A 20,876-nucleotide genomic window follows, 5' to 3' on the forward strand; every position below is an offset into this window, starting at 1 on the left:
TTGTCCGTAGGGAAATTATCTCAACTGCTTAATTCCTAACTCTCAGTACATTACCTGCCAGACTGTCGGGGAACAGCGGCGAGCCATGATGGAAATATTGGTACCTTGCGGGCTAGTCTCATGAAATCGGCTTTGTAGTCCCGCGTATGTTTTCAGGTAAATTCAAATTTTTGATAGGTCTTCTTTTGCTTTTGTGCTCCACTTTTTTGGGTGCGCAGGGGCTTGAAGTATCTATCTCTACTCCGTCGTCGGCATCCATCTGTGGGCCGCTGTTGGAGTATGAGGTGACGGTCACCAATAACACTGGCCTGGATAGCGCGGGCATCGTTGGCGAATTAACGCTCCCCGAGAATGTCAATGTGATCAGCGTCGATCCGGATACCATTGAGTCCAATGGCGTGTACAGTTTTCCCGAAATACCCGCTGGCCAGAGTGTAACCTTCACCATCTTTGCCCAGGTCAGCTGTGCCTTTGAAGAGACTACGTTTGAGGCGATTTTTAGTGTTCAGGACGAGGCAGCCATTGGCGAGAGCGGAACCGTAGAGGTCATTTTCGCGGACCTCTCTATTCCCCGCAGTACCCCCGCAACAATTGGAGCATATCGTGGGCTGGAGACGTCCGTCGACGTTCAGGTGGTGAACGCTAGTTTCGGTACGGTAGAGACCTTTACTTACTGTGTAGTTAATGATTTGACTAATCTTGACCTACAGCGGATCACCGTTGGCGGAGTGGACCTGGGGCCCCCCGCATTTACCCAGGGTAATCAAGATTGTTACACCGTCACCTCCGCAGCGTTAGATGCCGGGGGCATTGGCATGACCTTCGATGGAGGAGAAGCGCTCATCGTAACGGAGACATTTTTGGTCACGGAATGTGTCGAGAACTCCATGGACATCACGCGCCGCGTTCAATACGGTTGCCAGGGAGATGTGGACTGCCAGGAAAAATCACCTTCGGATTTTACCGCGACTGGTGTCAACTACGATTTGCTGGCGCCCCGTTTGCGCCCCCGTACGGTGTCAAGAACCCGTCCTGCTTGTTACATCGATGAGCCACAAGTGACGGTAGTTGCTCTTGATAACTCCGGTACCGCACCCGCAGATGATGTCTTCTTCCGCTTATTCACCATCAACGGGGGGATGTCGATTGACCTCAGCTCCATCTTCGCAACCCGAGCCGATGGTTCCGTCATTCCGAATGAGGATCTAGTAATAACCGGAGCCATTAATTCTACGAGTTGCCAGGGTGGGGGAGCCCGCCGGGTGGATGTCCGGGTGAATGGGGCAAATATTGACCTCGGGGAATCTCTGGAAGTGACCTACACGACCTTTGCCAATTGCGACTGCAATAACTGTCAAATCAGAAATAAATATTACAGCCGCTTTGAACAGCGTGGTTACACCGATCCCTGTGGCGAGCAGCTGAACGACTTCAGAAGTGTGACACCATCGGGGCAGTTCGATGCCTTCATCCGGGGGATTGGGGAAACACCGGCTACCTTGGCAGAAGGGGAGTCCGGTTGCTTTACCTACTTCGTTACGAACATGCAGCTGGACTGGATGACCACCGCGTACCAAGATGCCTACCTCGAAGGGCTTTTTGATATTCCCTGTGGTCTGGACTACGTCCCCGGCTCAATGGAATGGCGCGACCGCAATGGTAGACTGTTTCCATTTGACAATGATGCCGAGTCCTTCTCCTACGTTGACAACGGAACGAGTGGTGATGGCGTGGACCGCCTGCGTGTACGGTACAAGGGTCCGGATCGTCCCAGTGGTTTCCAGTACGCCGGCGGTGCCAGCTTCACCTTTTGTACGACGGTAGATTGCACCGAAAAGCCACCTCCAACCTGTGGCTCTGCCTTCTTTGACGAAAATGTGGTGGCTCAATTCGACTTTACGACCGACGAAAGCTGTGCGGCTGAATGTGCCGTGGAAAAAATTTGGAAGCCTGCCGATCTACCCATTCGTATTGTCTGTACGAATGATGATCCCAACTGTGAGTGTGATGGCATCACCTTCACCGAATTCACCGTAAACCGCACCAACTTCGGTTTGGGTGATACGAACAATGATCAGATTCCCGACGGGGAGATCGATCTTGAAACCGTTCAGCTCGATCGCTTTTTGCAAGGTGACTCCCTACGCGCCCATTTCGAAGGCCGCGTTCGGGACGTTAACAATAGTGAGACCTTTTCGAATGGATTTGTCGTCCTTCCCATTGGACACTCCGATTTCACCCCACTTGGCGCCAACATCACCGTCGTACGCAATGGGGTGACTACAACCTGTGGAGCCGTCCCCCTTACCCCTGATCTGGCGGGTGAGCGGATCATTGCCGACATCAGCATCAGCACGCTAAATAGTTTGGGCTGCGGCATACCTGGTAGTAGCAACTACGAAGAAGGGGATAGTATTTCCGTCGATATTGACTTCAAGGAAAGTCTTCCACTAATTAATACCCAATTCCGCTTAGCTACTTACCGTCCGGACTTCTACGTATCGAACGCCGGCTTCGAAATGGGCACCCGCTACCAGTGTAATCCGCGTCTAGACCAAATGAACCAAATTGGCTTCTTTACCCAGTTTGATAATGACGGTGACGATTTTGGTGCGTGTGAGCAGCCGTCCTGGTCAATTCGCTACGACCGTTACGCCGGAGGTATCTCTTTGGATGAATTTCCGAATGAAATCCGCACCATTGGTTTACCAGAACGTCTGGTCTTTACAAAGCCACCTGAATTCCAGTACCGATTGGATAGTTGGGACGTAAGGCTCCAGCAAACGATTACCCCCGCCAATGACATTCTGGACACCCGCCGATCCTCTAATCCAGGAATCCCAGCTGAATTCTTCATCGTTAACGGAGATGAAGTAACCTTCCTCGTTGGCGATTTCCTTCGGTCGCAAAACAACTTGGAAATTCCACCGGACGAGGGGTACCGTATATACTTCTACCCCAGAATTCAAGGTAACTGTGAATCGGTGATTGGAGAGTATCCCTACAGTTACCAGTTCACGGAAGCAGTAGATGAGAACATCTTTAGTATGTCCGAGATCACCAACCCGGTGGTCAATACATCCTTTACTTATCAGGGTGCGGCTCAAATCACCGTGCTTACTGACCAGGAGGTTATACGTCTCTGTAGTGGTAACGACCAAGCGGTAGTGCGAATTAGAAACACTCAGGTCCCGGCCGCTTCCAACTCTTTCATCTTCCCTTCACCGACAGGGGATGTGTTGGTGACGAGAGTAGAAGACGCTAACTCTGGTGCTGAGATCCTTCCTAATGAATTCGGGATCTATCCACTTGGTACTATTGGAGGAACCAGCGAGCGAGTCCTCAATGTTTTCTTTACCAAGAATACCTGTGCGGATGCCAGCCTTGATTTTGTAGGTGGTTGGGATTGTAACGGCATCCCCACCACGATCAACGATGCTATCTGTTCTGATCCTAGCCAGATCAGACTTACCAGCGCTCGCTCATCGGTTGATATGCTAGTGACTCAACCCCCCGCCAATTCAACTGATGTAATTAGCCTATGTGACCCCGTACCTTTTGAGGCAGATATCATCAGTTCGGATCTGGGCTTTGTTCGTGGGATCGTACTTAACTTTCAACTACCTCCCGGGGTAAGATACGAGCCGGGAACATTTGAACTCGCCGTTCCAAGCGTTCGCCAGGGGGGCACTTTCGTTCCGGTTCGGGACCCAAGAAGATTCGGTAGAACCTACCAGCAAATTGTTTCTCAATTAGATGAGACACTGAATACAGAAGGTTTGGTTGGCTCTAAGGATGTAATGAATAACACGGTATCCGTGCGATTTAATACTACCACTACCTGTGGTTTCACTTCCGGCCAACGCGCTAAATTCGTAATTAAAAGTAGGAATAGTTGTGGGGCTAGATTGCGCACGGTAATTAGAAAGTCTGGACGCATCCGAACGGCGGATGTAGAGCAGGATATTTCCATTGAGGTAGCTCCTCTACAAGCCAATTTCAATGCCTGTTCGGGTACGGAAGAGACGGTAGACGTAAAGGTGACTGTCGCTGGTGGTCTTTCTGCGGCTGACTCAGTACGCGTTTTGCTTCCCGTCGGTCTCGAATACGTTATGGATTCTTACGTCCCGGGAGATAACGCGACGCCGGGTAATAACCCTACGGAGGTACGCCAAATCGATAACCAGCAGGCGCTCATCTTCCCACTTAGTTTACCGGATGATGCTCCGGGAAATATGATCCTTTTCTCGGTTGATGTCCGAGCTTTTGATGATGGACAAGATTGTGGGCCGTCAGATATTGAAGTGGATGCCTTCGCGGCCTTCGAAGATGTCTGTAACGGAGAAGTCTGTAATTCTGCCGCTATTCGGGGTGGTGCTATTGCCACGGCGAACTTCCAGAAACCTAATTTTCAATTTGACAATTTCGGAGGCTCCATCGCGCTGAACCCGGATGATGGAACGGCAACAGCTGATTTTAACGTTGGAGTGACCAACCTCGGTTTCCCCCTCGTAGCTGGCAATACCCTCCAAATAAATATCTACGACGATACGAACGGGAACGGAACCTATGATGCTGGAATCGATATGTTCCTATTCCCCATTGACTCTTTGCTTGCCGCCCCATTAAATACGGGTGCCTCAGCTGTCATCGAAGGCATGGCGACTTTCCCCGCCACCAATGTCTGTACGGTCCTGGCCGTGATTGAACCCGATTCAACTTGTGCCTGTGACGAAGTATCGTCGCCCACCTTCCGTCCGGACATCACTTTTGATTATGACGACCGCTTCGAAGTGTGTTCTGGTGAAACGGTTATGATCGGCCCAAACCCAATTGCTGGCTACTCCTACGAATTCCTATCTCGTAATGGATCACCGTTGTCTTCACTCAGCGCAACTTCTGGATCTCCGGTAACCTTTACGGCCCCGTTAAATAGAACGGGCGCTCCGCAAGAGATTGAGTACACTTTGAGGGTAAGTAACGCCCCGTGTTTTACCGACGAGGTAGTGACTGTAGTGGTTGCTCCGCTGGTTGACGAGCAATTCAACGTACAGGCGTGTATTGGTAGCAGTTACGAATTACCGACAACTAATGATCCCGAGGCCTCAAACTTCGTGTGGTCACCAATGGCTGGGTTGACGCTCAGCGATGGTGGTAGAAGAGCCACGGTTGATGACGTGCAGAGTAGTCAAGTATATACCTTGATGTATGATGTTGGGGAAGGTTGTTCCGCGGCGGTTACGGTAAATCTAACCGCGACCGACTGTGGTAATACCAATACTCAACTAGGCGATTTTGTATGGTTTGACTTCAACATGGACGGTATTCAAGATCCAAATGAACCCGGCGTAGAAGGCGTTGCCGTTAACCTGATCAACGGAGCTAACGGACAACTACTTAGTTCAACCGTCACGGATGCTAACGGTGCGTACCTGTTTGACATGTTACCCCAGGGTACTTACGCCGTACAGGTAATTGCTCCCGATGGTTTTGTCTTCACCATTCCAGGTGTTGGAGGTATGTCAGGGGATAACAGTGATGTTGACCCTGAAACTGGTATTACCCCCGGAGGCTTTGTACCGTTAGACGGGAACAACCGCGACTTCGATGCGGGTTTAATTCCAGACTGTACGTTAGAACTAGACGTAATGATCGGAGGCTGTGCTCCGTCAGGTGATACCCTCGCCAGAGAATTAATTGTAACCGCCACTTGGTCTGGCAACCCTTACACCTACGATCAATTCGACGACGGTAACGACACTCTGGACCTGATGATCGGTGGCAACTCCTATGAATTTGTAGTAAGCGAATTAATGGGTTCAGCGGTCATTGTAGACTCCCTGGTGAACCCACAAGAGTTGACTACCTACACCGTGGATGCGCAGTTCCGCGAGGCCACCGGTTGTGCGGCAACCTTTACGGCTCAGCCCGTCCTTCCTTGTGTATATGACCTGGCGTTAATTAAAGTCCCAAGCACCATTAAGCCCACGCTAGGCCCTTACGAATATGGGGACCTGATTTGTATGGACATTACCGTAGTCAACCAGGGTATCCAGGCCGTTGAGCGGGTTCAAGTGATTGACTCCTTACCGGCTGGTCTGACGTTCAATCAAGATGAAAGTGATTTAGGTTGGGCGGATCTTGACCCCGTTTACCTTTTCCCCTTCCCCGGCCGGTTGGAACCGAACGGAACGGTCACTACTACTATCTGTGCGGACCTTACCCAGTCTAGTGGTGGTGAAGGCAACTACACCAACATCGCTGAGATCAATAGTTTCTCAGATACGCTGGGCACGGCACTGTCGAACTTCGATATTGATAGCCGTCCTGATCAAATCTTCAGCAATGACCCCGGTGGTGTGCCAGACAGCCCAACCGATGACATCATTAATGGAGATCCGGATGACCCTGCTCAGCCGAATGATGAAGATGATCAGGATCCGTACCGCATCTCTGTGTACGATCTTGCTCTTACAAAATCGCTGGACACACCTCAACCTACCTTGATTGGTGACGTGCTCACTTATACGATCACGGTCTTCAACCAGGGTAATGAGGTCGCGAATGATATTGAAGTTACCGACTACATCCCCGCCGGGCTGGTGTACTCACCAACGAACGTGGGGACTTGGTCCGCGCCAACACCGGGACCCAATAATACCCTGCTATCAACTACGACAATACCCGGGCCGCTTGCTCCTGGTGCTTCTACCACAGTTACAATTGACCTAGTATTTACAGGTGTATTTGGCCAGCCAACCTACGTAAACCGAGCTGAGATAAGCGATGATGATGGCGACGATATTGATAGTAACGCAGATCAAAACCCAGGTAACGATCCTGGTGGTGCCCCCGGAGGTGCTAGTGACGACGCCGTAAATGGCGATGGTACCGGTTCACCCGGTAGCGTCAATGCGGACCGTGACGAAGATGATAGCGACCCCGATCTACTGCAGCCAGCTTTAGTCTCAGTGGGTAGCACCGTATTCTTGGATGAAGACGGTGATCGGATTCTAAACGGAAATAATACTGGAATTGGAGGAGTAGAGCTGGAACTCTTTATCGACGTAAACAATGATGGTGTACTGACGGGTGACGAACTCAATTCCGTCGCTACCACTACGACAGCGTCAGATGGTAGCTATTTATTCCAGGATCTTGTTCCCGGCAACTATCAAATTCAAATTCCCGCTTCGAACTTCACTGGAAATGGAGGGCTGGTCGACGCCGGTACCTCTAGCCCAGACGTAGCCGCAACTGCTCTGGACAACCAGATCGATGACGACGATAATGGCGTTCAGGCCGGGTTCGGAGAGGTTGTTGTTGGTCCATTCTTTGAGTTAAGACCGGATGGTGAACCGGAAAATGAACCCGGTGCCAACGGTAATCAGGAGGTTGATGAAGGATTGGTCGATGCTAATGGTGATATGACCATTGACTTTGGCTTCCTGCCAGATTTAACCTTGGGATCAACCGTATTCATCGACCCAAATGATAATGGAGAGCAGGATTCCGGCGAGGTGGGTCTACCCAATGTTGACATCCAACTATTGTTCGACGCCAACGCAGACGGCGTTATAAGTGGAGCCGAGACTACGCCAATCCTGACAACGCAGACGGACGCGATGGGTAACTACCTATTCGAAAGCCTCGCTCCAGGAAATTACCAGGTTCAGATTCCCACATCGAACTTCGGAAGTGGTGAAGGGCTAAACGAGGCATTCACTTCGTCTACAAACATATCAACCTCCCTCGCCGATAATCAGACGGACGGAGATGATAATGGCGACCAACCCGGTGGATCCGGAACGGTCGTCACCTCTCCTATCATCAACCTGGCACTTATGGCCGAACCAACTGGTGCCGCTGAAGCGGATCAAGGTGGTGACCAGGATGATGCATTCGATGATTATGGCGACATGACTATTGATTTCGGCTTCCTCCCCAACGTCAGCATCGGTTCCACGGTCTTCTTCGATATTGACAACGACGCCGAGCAGGATGGCGGCGAAAATGGCATCGCCGGCGTTACGGTCGAACTCTACTTCGACGCAAACGGCGACGGTATGATCGACGCCGCTGAGCAGGGTACAACTCCACTCACGACTACGACAGATGCCGACGGTAACTACTTCTTCGGGAACCTCACGCCGGGTAACTACCAGGTACAAATCCCCGCCAGCAACTTCACCGGTGGTGCATTGGATACGGTACTTCTCTCCTCTAACGATATGCTCGACAGCGATGCTGACGATCAGATGGATGGCGACGACAACGGTACTCAGGTTGCCGGCCCAGGCACGACGGTGGTCTCTCCCGTCATTACCCTCACGCCCGCCGGCGAACCTACGGGCGCAGCGGAAGCGGACCAGGGTGGTGACCAAGACGAGGAGCCCGGACAGTTCGACGCCAGTGGCGACATGACGGTCGACTTTGGCTTTGCGCCCAACGTGAGCATTGGCTCAACGGTCTTCATCGACGCCAACGACGATGGTGAGCAGAGCGCGGGTGAGATGGGCCTCGATATGGTTACCGTCGAGCTCTACTTCGACGCAGACTCCAGTGGTACCCTTGACGCTGCGGAGCTCGCTGCCGTCATGACGACCACGACGGACGCCGATGGCAACTACTACTTCGATAACCTCACGCCCGGCTTCTACCAGGTGCAGATCCCCGCCACCAACTTCGACACGGGTAACGGATTGGATAGCTTCTTTGTCTCCAGTACGGACGTTGCTACCACGGCAGCTGACAACCAGACGGACGGTGACGACAACGGCATCCAGGCTATGGATGGTGGGTTAGTGACCTCCCCCTTTATCGACCTTACCCCCGGAGGTGAACCCACCGGCGCTGCTGAAGCGGACCAGGGCGGCGATCAGGACGAAGCTCCTGGAGAGTATGACGCCAGCGGCGACATGACGATCGACTTCGGCTTCCTCCCCAACGTCAGCATCGGCTCCACGGTTTTCTTTGATATCGACAACGACGCCGAGCAGGATGGCGGCGAAAATGGCATCGCCGGCGTTACGGTCGAACTCTACTTTGACGCGAATGGTGACGGCATGATCGACGCCGCTGAGCAAGGCACGACTCCACTCACGACCACGACGGATGCCGATGGTAACTACTTCTTCGGCAACCTGACACCAGGTAACTACCAGGTACAGATTCCCGCCAGCAACTTCACTGGTGGTGCATTGGACACAGTCCTTCTCTCCTCCAACGATATGCTCGACAGCGACGCTGACGACCAAATGGACGGCGATGACAACGGTACGCAGGCCGCCGGACCCGGAACAACGGTGGTTTCTCCCGTCATCACCCTAACGCCCGCCGGCGAACCCACGGGCGCAGCGGAAGCGGATCAGGGCGGTGACCAGGATGAGGAGCCCGGACAGTTTGACGCCAGTGGCGACATGACAGTTGATTTCGGCTTCGCGCCAAACGTGAGCATCGGATCCACAGTCTTCATCGACGCCAATAACGATGGTGAGCAGAGCGCGGGTGAAATGGGCCTTGATATAGTCACCGTAGAACTCTACTTTGACGCTGACTCCAGTGGTACCCTCGACGCTGCGGAACTCGCTGCTGTCATGACGACCACGACGGACGCCGACGGAAACTACTACTTCGATAACCTCACCCCCGGCTTCTACCAAGTGCAAATCCCTACCACCAACTTCGACGCGGGTAACGGCTTGGACAGCTTCTTCGTCTCCAGTACCGACGTAGCCACCACGGCTGCCGACAATCAGACGGACGGCGACGACAACGGCATCCAGGCTATGGATGGTGGGGTAGTGACCTCACCATTTATCGACCTCACCCCAGGGGGAGAACCAACCGGCGCAGCGGAAGCCGACCAGGGCGGTGATCAGGACGAAGCTCCCGGTGAGTACGACGCCAGTGGCGACATGACCATTGACTTCGGCTTCCTCCCCAACGTCAGCATTGGCTCCACGGTCTTCTTCGATATCGACAACGACGCGGAGCAAGACGGTGGCGAAAACGGCATTGCCGGCGTTACGGTCGAACTCTACTTCGACGCGAACGGCGACGGCATGATCGACGCCGCCGAGCAGGGCATGACCCCACTCACGACCACGACGGACGCCGACGGTAACTACTTTTTCGGCAACCTCACGCCAGGTAACTACCAGGTACAAATCCCCGCCAGCAACTTCACCGGTGGTGCATTGGATACGGTACTTCTCTCCTCTAACGATATGCTCGACAGCGATGCTGACGATCAGATGGATGGCGACGACAACGGTACTCAGGTTGCCGGCCCAGGCACGACGGTGGTCTCTCCCGTCATTACCCTCACGCCCGCCGGCGAACCTACGGGCGCAGCGGAAGCGGACCAGGGTGGTGACCAAGACGAGGAGCCCGGACAGTTCGACGCCAGTGGCGACATGACGGTCGACTTTGGCTTTGCGCCCAACGTGAGCATTGGCTCAACGGTCTTCATCGACGCCAACGACGATGGTGAGCAGAGCGCGGGTGAGATGGGCCTCGATATGGTTACCGTCGAGCTCTACTTCGACGCAGACTCCAGTGGTACCCTTGACGCTGCGGAACTCGCTGCCGTCATGACGACCACGACGGACGCCGATGGCAACTACTACTTCGATAACCTCACGCCCGGCTTCTACCAGGTGCAGATCCCCGCCACCAACTTCGACACGGGTAACGGATTGGATAGCTTCTTTGTCTCCAGTACGGACGTTGCTACCACGGCAGCTGACAACCAGACGGACGGTGACGATAATGGTATCCAAGCCATGGACGGTGGGGTGGTGACCTCTCCCTTTATCGACCTCACCCCGGGAGGCGAACCTACGGGTGCAGCCGAACCGGACCAGGGAGGCGACCAGGACGAGGCTCCCGGTGAGTACGACGCCAGTGGCGACATGACCATCGACTTCGGCTTCCTCCCCAACGTCAGCATCGGCTCCACGGTTTTCTTTGATATCGACAACGACGCCGAGCAGGATGGCGGCGAAAATGGCATCGCCGGCGTTACGGTCGAACTCTACTTCGACGCGAACGGCGACGGCATGATCGACGCCGCTGAGCAAGGCACGACTCCACTCACGACTACGACGGATGCCGACGGTAACTACTTCTTCGGGAACCTCACACCGGGTAACTACCAGGTACAAATCCCCGCCAGCAACTTCACCGGTGGTGCATTGGACACGGTCCTGCTCTCCTCCAACGATATGCTCGACAGCGATGCCGACGATCAGATGGATGGCGACGATAACGGTACTCAGTCCGCCGGACCTGGAACGACAGTGGTTTCTCCCGTCATCACCCTAACGCCCGCCGGCGAACCTACGGGCGCTGCGGAAGCGGATCAGGGTGGTGATCAGGACGAGGAGGCCGGACAGTTCGATGCGAGTGGCGATATGACAGTTGACTTCGGCTTCGCGCCAAACGTGAGCATCGGTTCGACAGTATTCATCGACGCCAATGACGACGGCGAACAAGGCGCGGGTGAAATGGGCCTCGACATGGTCACGGTCGAGCTCTACTTCGACGCTGACTCTAGCGGCACGCTCGACGCTGCGGAACTCGCGGCGGTCATGACGACCACGACGGACGCCGACGGTAATTACTACTTCGATAATCTCACCCCCGGCTTCTACCAAGTACAGATCCCCGCTACCAACTTCGACACAGGTAACGGACTCGACAGCTTCTTCGTCTCCAGTACGGACGTTGCCACGACGGCGGCGGACAACCAGACGGATGGCGACGATAATGGTATCCAAGCCATGGACGGTGGGGTAGTGACCTCTCCCTTCATCGATCTTACCCCCGGAGGTGAACCCACCGGCGCTGCTGAAGCGGATCAGGGCGGTGACCAGGACGAGGCTCCCGGCGAATACGACGCCAGCGGCGACATGACCATCGACTTCGGCTTCCTCCCCAACGTCAGCATCGGCTCCACGGTCTTCTTTGATATCGACAACGACGCCGAGCAGGATGGCGGCGAGAATGGCATCGCCGGCGTAACGGTAGAACTCTACTTCGACGCGAACGGCGACGGTATGATCGACGCCGCTGAGCAAGGCACGACTCCACTCACGACCACGACGGACGCTGACGGTAATTACTTCTTCGGTAACCTCACGCCGGGTAACTACCAGGTGCAAATCCCCGCTAGCAATTTCACTGGTGGTGCACTGGACACGGTCCTGCTCTCCTCCAACGATATGCTCGACAGCGATGCCGATGATCAGATGGATGGCGACGATAACGGTACTCAGGCAGCCGGCCCCGGAACAACGGTGGTTTCTCCCGTCATTACCCTCACGCCCGCCGGCGAACCTACAGGTGCGGCGGAAGCGGACCAGGGTGGTAATCAGGACGAGGAGCCCGGACAGTTTGACGCTAGTGGCGACATGACGGTTGACTTCGGCTTTGCGCCCAACGTCAGCATCGGATCCACAGTCTTCATCGACGCCAATAACGATGGTGAGCAGAGCGCGGGTGAAATGGGCCTCGATATGGTCACCGTAGAACTCTACTTCGACGCTGACTCCAGTGGTACCCTCGACGCTGCGGAACTCGCTGCCGTCATGACGACCACGACGGACGCCGACGGTAATTACTACTTCGATAACCTCACCCCCGGCTTCTACCAAGTGCAAATCCCTGCTACCAACTTTGACACAGGTAACGGCTTGGACAGCTTCTTCGTTTCCAGCACCGACGTAGCCACCACGGCAGCCGACAACCAGACGGACGGTGACGACAACGGCATCCAGGCTATGGACGGTGGGGTAGTGACCTCCCCCTTTATCGACCTTACCCCCGGAGGTGAACCCACCGGCGCTGCTGAAGCGGACCAGGGCGGCGATCAGGACGAGGCTCCCGGTGAGTACGACGCCAGCGGCGACATGACGATCGACTTCGGCTTCCTCCCCAACGTCAGCATCGGCTCCACGGTTTTCTTTGATATCGACAACGACGCCGAGCAGGATGGCGGCGAAAATGGCATCGCCGGCGTGACGGTCGAACTCTACTTTGACGCGAACGGCGACGGCGTGATCGATGCCGCCGAGCAGGGCATGACTCCGCTCACGACGACGACGGATGCCGACGGTAATTACTTCTTCGGTAACCTCACGCCGGGTAACTACCAGGTGCAAATCCCCGCCAGCAACTTTACTGGTGGTGCATTGGATACAGTCCTGCTCTCGTCCAATGACATGCTCGACAGCGATGCCGACGATCAGATGGATGGTGACGACAACGGTACTCAAGCTGCCGGCCCCGGCACGACGGTGGTTTCTCCCGTCATCACCCTAACGCCCGCCGGTGAGCCTACGGGTGCGGCAGAAGCAGATCAGGGCGGTGACCAGGATGAGGAGCCCGGACAGTTTGACGCCAGTGGCGACATGACGGTTGATTTCGGTTTCGTGCCCAACGTCAGCATCGGCTCTACAGTGTTCATCGACGCCAATGACGATGGTGAGCAGAGTGCGGGTGAGATGGGCCTCGATATGGTTACCGTCGAGCTCTACTTCGACGCAGACTCTAGCGGTACGCTCGACGCTGCGGAACTCGCTGCAGTCATGACGACCACGACGGACGCCGATGGCAACTACTACTTCGATAACCTCACGCCCGGCTTCTACCAAGTGCAGATTCCCGTTACGAACTTTGACGCGGGTAACGGACTCGACAGCTTCTTCGTCTCCAGCACGGACGTAGCCACGACGGCGGCGGACAACCAAACGGACGGCGACGACAACGGTATCCAAGCCACGGACGGTGGGGTAGTGACTTCTCCCTTTATCGACCTGACCCCCGGTGGCGAACCAACCGGCGCTGCCGAACCCGATCAGGGGGGTGACCAGGACGAAGCTCCTGGTGAGTACGACGCCAGCGGCGACATGACCATCGACTTCGGCTTCCTCCCCAACGTCAGCATCGGCTCCACGGTCTTCTTTGATATCGACAACGACGCCGAGCAGGATGGCGGCGAAAATGGTATCGCCGGCGTATCGGTAGAACTCTACTTCGACGCAAACGGCGACGGCATGATTGACGCCGCTGAGCAAGGCACGACTCCACTCACGACTACGACGGATGCTGACGGTAACTATTTCTTTGGCAACCTAACTCCAGGTAACTACCAGGTACAAATCCCCGCCAGCAACTTCGCTGGTGGTGCATTGGACACGGTCTTGCTCTCCTCCAACGATATGCTCGACAGCGACGCCGACGATCAGATGGACGGAGATGACAATGGTACTCAGGCAGCCGGTCCTGGAACGACAGTGGTCTCCCCCGTCATTACCCTGACGCCCGCCGGCGAACCCACGGGCGCAGCGGAAGCGGATCAGGGTGGCGATCAGGACATGGTTGCTGGTCAATTCGACGCCAGTGGCGACATGACGGTTGATTTCGGCTTTGCGCCCAATGTCAGCATCGGCTCAACCGTATTCCTGGACCAGGACGATAGCAGTACCCAAAACGGTATGGAGATGGGACTTCCTGACGTTGAAGTTCAACTCTTCTTCGATGCGGATAGCAACGGCGTGCTGGAAGGGCCGGAATTGACACCCGTCGCAACCCAAATGACGGATGCGGACGGAAACTACTATTTCGATAATCTAGTTCCCGGATTTTATCAGGTTCAACTCCCCGCCAGTAATTTTAATCCGGGTGGACCACTTGCAATGTCTTTGACATCCTCCACTGACGTAGCGGGTGTCTCCGATGTTGACAATGACATCGATTCGGATGACAATGGGCAGCAACCAGCCGGTCCGTCGACTCTGGTTCTATCGCCCTTTGTCGACCTAACACCTGGCGGAGAACCCGTTGGCGCCGCAGAAAATGGCCCGGGCGGTGATCAGGATGATCTCTACGATGCTAGTGGTAACATGACCATTGACTTCGGTTTCCTACCAAACGTTGCTATCGGCTCAACGGTCTTCTTCGACGAGCAGAACGATGGTTTACTCAATGATAACGACAGCGGTATCGCAGATGTCACCGTTCAGCTACTTTTCGATGCCAACGGAAACGGTGTCATTGACATGGCTGAGACTACGCCAGTTGCTACCGAAGTCACGGATGCCGACGGTAATTACCTCTTCAGCGATCTGACTCCAGGCAACTATCAAGTATTGATTCCCGCCACGAACTTCATGGGAGGTGCACTCGATACCGCGTTACTCTCATCCGACGCAACGCTTGACGTTGATATCGATAACCAAACGGATGATGATGACAACGGTCAGCAGCCCGGCGGAGTCGGAACTGCAGTGACCTCTCCCATTATCTCTCTGCTCTCCGGTCAGGAACCCGTAGGAGCAGAGACGGGTACTGGTGGCGATCAGGATGATGCATTTGACGTAAGTGGTGATATGACCGTTGACTTCGGCTTCGCGCCAAACGTCAGCATTGGTAGCTTGGTATTCATTGACCCGAACGATAATGGCATGCAAGAGCCTACAGAGCCAGGCGCTGCAGGTGTAGTTGTCGAACTGTACTTCGACGCCGACAGCAACATGGTGCTGGAAGGCGCTGAATTAATGCCCGTTGCGCTCGATACTACCGGAGCGGATGGTCTCTATTTCTTCGATAACCTTACCCCCGGTTTCTACCAGGTGCAGATACCTGAAGATAACTTCCCCATGGGCAGCGATCTTTCCGAAGCATTTACTTCCTCTACGGACGATCCGGTAACCAGTGGTATCGATTCTGAGGTCGATAACGACGATAACGGTCTACAGCCCGGCGGCTCCGGTACACGTGTATTCTCACCCTTCGTTGACCTTACTCCTGGCCGGGAACCACTGGATGCAGTGGAAACCGAGGCAGGCGGTATGCAGGATGATACCTACGATTCTAGCGGCAACATGACCGTTGACTTTGGCTTCCTCCCCAACGTTGCCATTGGTTCGACGGTGTTCCGGGACATCAATAACAACGGTCTTCAAGACCCCGGTGAATTTGGTATCGCCGGAGTTACGCTGGAGATCTACTTTGATGCCGACGAAGATGGAGTGCTCACCGGTGCGGAGCTCATCCCCGTTCGGTCGGTGATGACGGATGCCAACGGTGATTACCTTTTCGCTATTCTGGTTCCTGGCTTCTACCAGGTCCAGATTCCAGAGAGCAACTACGATAACAACGGTGCGCTGGATACTTTCCCGAATTCATCCATCGACATTGCGACCACCAACGGAGATAACCAGACGGACGGTGACGATAACGGTATCCAGGTGAGAAGCGGTGAACGGGTATTCTCTCCCTTCATTGAACTCCGTGCCGGTCAGGAGCCGACCAGCGCCGGATCGGGTGTCGGTAGCATGCAGGAGACTCAGCAGGGCAACCAACAGGATATCGACTTTGACTTAAGTGGTGACATGACAGTGGACTTCGGTTTCACACCTAATGTCAGTATCGGTAGCCTGGTGTTTATCGACCCGAACGACAACGGAATGCAAGACCCGACCGAACCTGGCGCCGCCGGGGTAATCGTAGAGGTTTATTTTGACGCCGATAGCAACATGGTACTGGAGGGAGCAGAATTGATCCCCGTCGCTATGGACACAACCGGAGCTGACGGATTCTACTTCATCGATGATCTGGCACCGGGCTTCTACCAGGTTCAGATTCCTGAGGACAACTTCCCGCAGGGTAGTGACCTCACCGAAGCCTTCACTTCTTCAACGGATAACCCCGTTACTACAAACGCCGATTCTCAGGTTGATAATGACGATAATGGTCTTCAGCCCGGTGGCTCTGGTACCCGAGTATTCTCACCCTTCGTCGATCTGACGCCAGGTCGTGAACCTCTCGACGGTACGGAATTCGAAGGCGGCTTTGCGCAGGATAATATGTTCGATGCTAGCGGTGATATGACCCTCGACTTCGGCTTCCTGCCCAATGTCGCCATTGGATCTACCGTATTCCGTGATTTAAATAACAATGGAATTCAGGATCCAGGAGAGTTTGGCATCGCGGACGTTACGATGGAAATCTACTTCGATGCTGATGGGGACAACGTCCTGACGGGTAGCGAACAGACGCCCATCCGTACCATCATGACGGACGCTAATGGAGATTACCTCTTTGCCATTCTCGTCCCCGGTTTCTACCAGATTCAGATCCCCGAAAGCAACTACGATATGAGTGGAGCGTTGGATACCTTCCCCAACTCCTCTACAGATATCGCTACCACCGACGGTGATAACCAGACGGACGGTGACGATAACGGCCTGCAAACGACCAGCGGTGGCCGCGTGCTCTCTCCGTTCATCGAATTACGGGCCGGCCAGGAGCCTACCAGTGCCGGATCAGGTATGGGCAACGACGTGGAAACCGCACAGGGAAGTGATCAAGACATCGACTTCGACCTCAGTGGTGATATGACCGTCGACTTCGGCTTCATCCCGAACGTTTCGATCGGTAGTACCGTATTTGTGGACCTCAACGACAACAACTTTGAGGATCCGGAAGACCCGGGCGTCCCTGGCGTGACGGTATTGCTATTCTACGATGCCAACGGAGACGGCCGCATCAACGGAACGGAAGGCGATACACCTTTCGACATGACCGTAACCGACAGCGAAGGAGATTACTTCTTCGATGACCTACCTCCGGGCAACTACGTCGTTGAGATCTCTACCACCGAGTTTGCGTCCGGTGAAGACCTGGAGTTCCTCCAGATGCCTTCAATGACGGTACCCATCCTAACCGACCGCGACAACCAAATCGATAAGGATAATAACGGTATCCAGATGGGTGGCCCCGGCTCGGTAGTTCGCAGCCCGGTCATCACGCTTCTACCGGGCACGGAACCCGTTGCCGGCGAGGAAGACCCACTTAGCGGTGGAAGCCAGGACGACGAATTCGATAACGCCGGTGATATGACCATTGACTTCGGCTTTGTCTGTAACGTCGAAATCGAAGGCACCCAGTCCAAGACCATCTGTTCCGTCAAATTGGCGGACCTCCGTACCTCTCCGAGCATCTTCCCCGGCAACGTCGAGGGTACTTACACCACCAGCGGTGACGGCCGCTTCTTCGACGCTAACGAGCAGCCACTCACGGCACCCTTCCGCACAGAAACGGTTGCCTTCTACGATCCGGGGCCGCAGGATATTGCCGCTGGTACGGTAACCCTTACTCTAGTGACGGATCAAGCGGGGCTTTGCCCACCGGTTACGGACTCCATTACGGTAGAGATTCTGAAAGTTGATTGTGGAGGCTTCTTCTGGGACGGTAATCGCCCGTAATTGAGGAGGCAATCACCTCATCCGGAAAGGGAATAGTAAGGCCGGCAATGTATCAGTTCAAGATAAACTGATACGTTGCCGGCCTTTCGTTTTAGAATAACGTTCATCTCAAATTAGCGACCGCCTTATCCGTAGTGTGAGGTGGCGTTCGCAGGTTAGATTTATTCCTTCTCCCCCTAGGTTACCATCCCAATTACCTTGCACCTGCGGCAGCGCCCATTACCGATTTTAGATTTTAGAAGCTAGATTTTAGATGATCCCGCTCTACATTTCAAAGTCTAAAGTTGGATATCTCGCGCCTGCGTCAGCGCCCAAAACCAGGACAGATTAAAAAGGAAGCACTGACCTACGATTTGCTTCTTAAGGTTATAAAACTAAAAAATCCGCCAACCGGACTAAGCTGGTGGCGGATTCATTCTAGACAGGTGTTTTCGCTTTTACCAGGTCAGATCATTCATGCTGATGGTGATCTTGCTATTGGAATTGACTTTGGCGTTGTAGGCGTTCTTAAGTGCTTCGTGCGCTTTGGTGGATGCTTTGCGACCGTTGATGCGCAGTTCTTTTTGGGAGAAAGTGAAAGAACGAATCACGCCCGGATCGATGAGCCCGGCGGAACGAAGTTTGTTTAGGTTGTTTTCAAAGCTGAAACCGTTGATGAGACCACCATTGGACTCATTCTCTTCCAACCGTCTTTCGGCGGCATCTCGGCGGCGCTCCATGCGTTCAATCATGGTTTCCAGCTCGTCAATTTCTTCCTGGGCGGACTTCATGTCGGACTCCCGCTCCTCCATGAGTTCTTCCAGATCGTACTCGCGCAGGCCATCGTGTGCTCGTTCTATGGAATCCAGATCGAATTCCATGCTCATGCCTTCCGGCCCGTCGAAGTAGAAGCGGAAGGTGGAGCCGTCCTGCTCAAAATCAAACATGCGTTCTACGCGCTCGGCTATTTCTTCGCCAAACTTTTCCCATTTCTCTCCGTGGGCTTCGAAGTATTCTTCCAGCCGGTCGGCGTCCTGTTCCATTTCGAGCAGGTCACGGAAGACGTTGTGCTCGCCACCAAAGTCAGTGCTGCCGGTGCTTTTGCCACCGAGCATTTCTTCTACTTGTGCTTCGTACTGCGGGTACTCACTGGCCGGGATGGTTTTTCCGTCAATCTTTAGCGAAGTGATGGCGCCATCCACAACAGTAAATTCGGTAGAAGACCCGTTCCGGTAGGAGCTCACCTGGTGGCGGCCCATCGGCAAGCTGTCCGTAGCCATGGGCGCTGCCGCGGGTGCGGAGAAAAGGGTAGGGGCAGCGGTCAGTGAAGTGCCGATACCCATGAATAATAGGTAGAGGAAAAGTAAGGGTAGGTAACGTTTCATCGTTGAATATGTGGTGTTAGGCCGCAGTCAATTCTAACGGCCACTAAAAGAGACGAAAGCGAAAAACGCAGGTTGCATCTCCATCAATTATTTTTTCAGCGCTACAGCGATGATGTCCGCTAGCTCCGGAGAACCACCCCGGTTACCGCACCCACTGGCCATGATGAGTTGGCCGCCGTGGTGTACCACGCCCGTTCCGTGGCGCCCGCGACTGAGGGAATCCAACGCCCGCCAAGTTCCGTCGGGTAAGCCGCGAACTTCCACTTCACTGTGGGCCACCTCGTGCGCGGTGGACTCCCCACCCAGCACATACAGATCGTCATTAAGCACCAGCGCTGCATTGCCCGCCCGGTGTGTCGGCAGCGTATCGGTGAGCGTAGACCAAGTCTGGCTTGGAACATCGTACACGTCCACTTGTCCAATAGTATTAGCGAAAGGATTGGTGGCTGCCACCGTCGTCCGCCCCGCAACGGCGTATAACTTGTTCTCGTGGGATACGGCCTGGAAGTGATCGCGCGGCCGCGGAGCGTCCGGTAGCTGCGTCCAAGTGTCCGTTCGGGGATCGTAAGCATCCAGCCAGGTGACGTGGCCACCTCGGTGGCCGTCTACAATACCACAAACGAGGTAGATCTTTTCGTCGTGCAGGACGGCTCCGGCACCGCCCCGGCGGCGGCCTTCCGGGATGGTGGCACCCGTACGCCAGGCATCCTTGGCCGGACTGTAGATATGGATCTCGGGAAGGGGCGTTTCACCGGGGTAACCGCCGGTCATGGCGCCCATCAGGTAGATCTCATCGCGGTAAACGACGGGTTGGAAGTGGTGGATTTCCACCGGGCTTTCCGCCCCGGCCGTCCAAGTCATGGTCTCCAGGTCAAGGATGTCGACGGGTTTGATGCCCCGGCCGCCGAGTAAGTAGGCTTTATCACCCACCCGAATGAAGGCCGCCTCGTGGCGAGCCGTGGGCGCCGAACCATCAGCTGGAGTAACTTCCCGCCAACCACTTTCTATCTCTTTTTCGACTTGCGGCAAGTCATCTTCGGAAGGTGCCGTCGCGTCTTGGCAAGCGACCAGCAAAAGGAAGGGCAGGAGGTAAAGGATTGTCTTCATACCCACAAAGTTAAAAACACGGCGCTCGGTCTACACGCAGCTGATTGTGGCTAGCTTGGGATAGCGAAATCACGACTCACCGGCTGCTCTACCGACTTCGAATAGGCTACTTTTGTAGTAGAAATAATAG

General features: G+C 54.6%; 3 protein-coding genes. 1 reads left to right on the plus strand and 2 read right to left on the minus strand.

Going from position 1 to position 20,876, the window contains the following annotated elements:
- Positions 1-170: 170 nt before the first annotated feature.
- Entirely contained in the window at positions 171-18,275 is an 18,105-nt protein-coding gene (locus A3850_RS20190) for an SdrD B-like domain-containing protein (RefSeq protein WP_197494037.1), read from the plus strand.
- Between the two features lie 437 nt (positions 18,276-18,712).
- Here A3850_RS20190 and A3850_RS11045 read toward each other — a convergent pair whose 3' ends face one another.
- The gene (locus tag A3850_RS11045; protein ID WP_068216486.1) at positions 18,713-19,639 is read right to left on the minus strand and encodes a hypothetical protein; all 927 of its coding nucleotides are present in this window, start codon (positions 19,637-19,639) and stop codon (positions 18,713-18,715) included.
- 87 nt (positions 19,640-19,726) lie between these two features.
- On the minus strand, positions 19,727-20,746 hold the full coding sequence (locus A3850_RS11050) for a galactose oxidase (RefSeq protein WP_068216488.1): 1,020 nt from the start codon (positions 20,744-20,746) through the stop codon (positions 19,727-19,729).
- Positions 20,747-20,876 lie beyond the last annotated feature (130 nt).

It is taken from the genome of Lewinella sp. 4G2 (assembly GCF_001625015.1).
Classification (GTDB): domain Bacteria; phylum Bacteroidota; class Bacteroidia; order Chitinophagales; family Saprospiraceae; genus Neolewinella.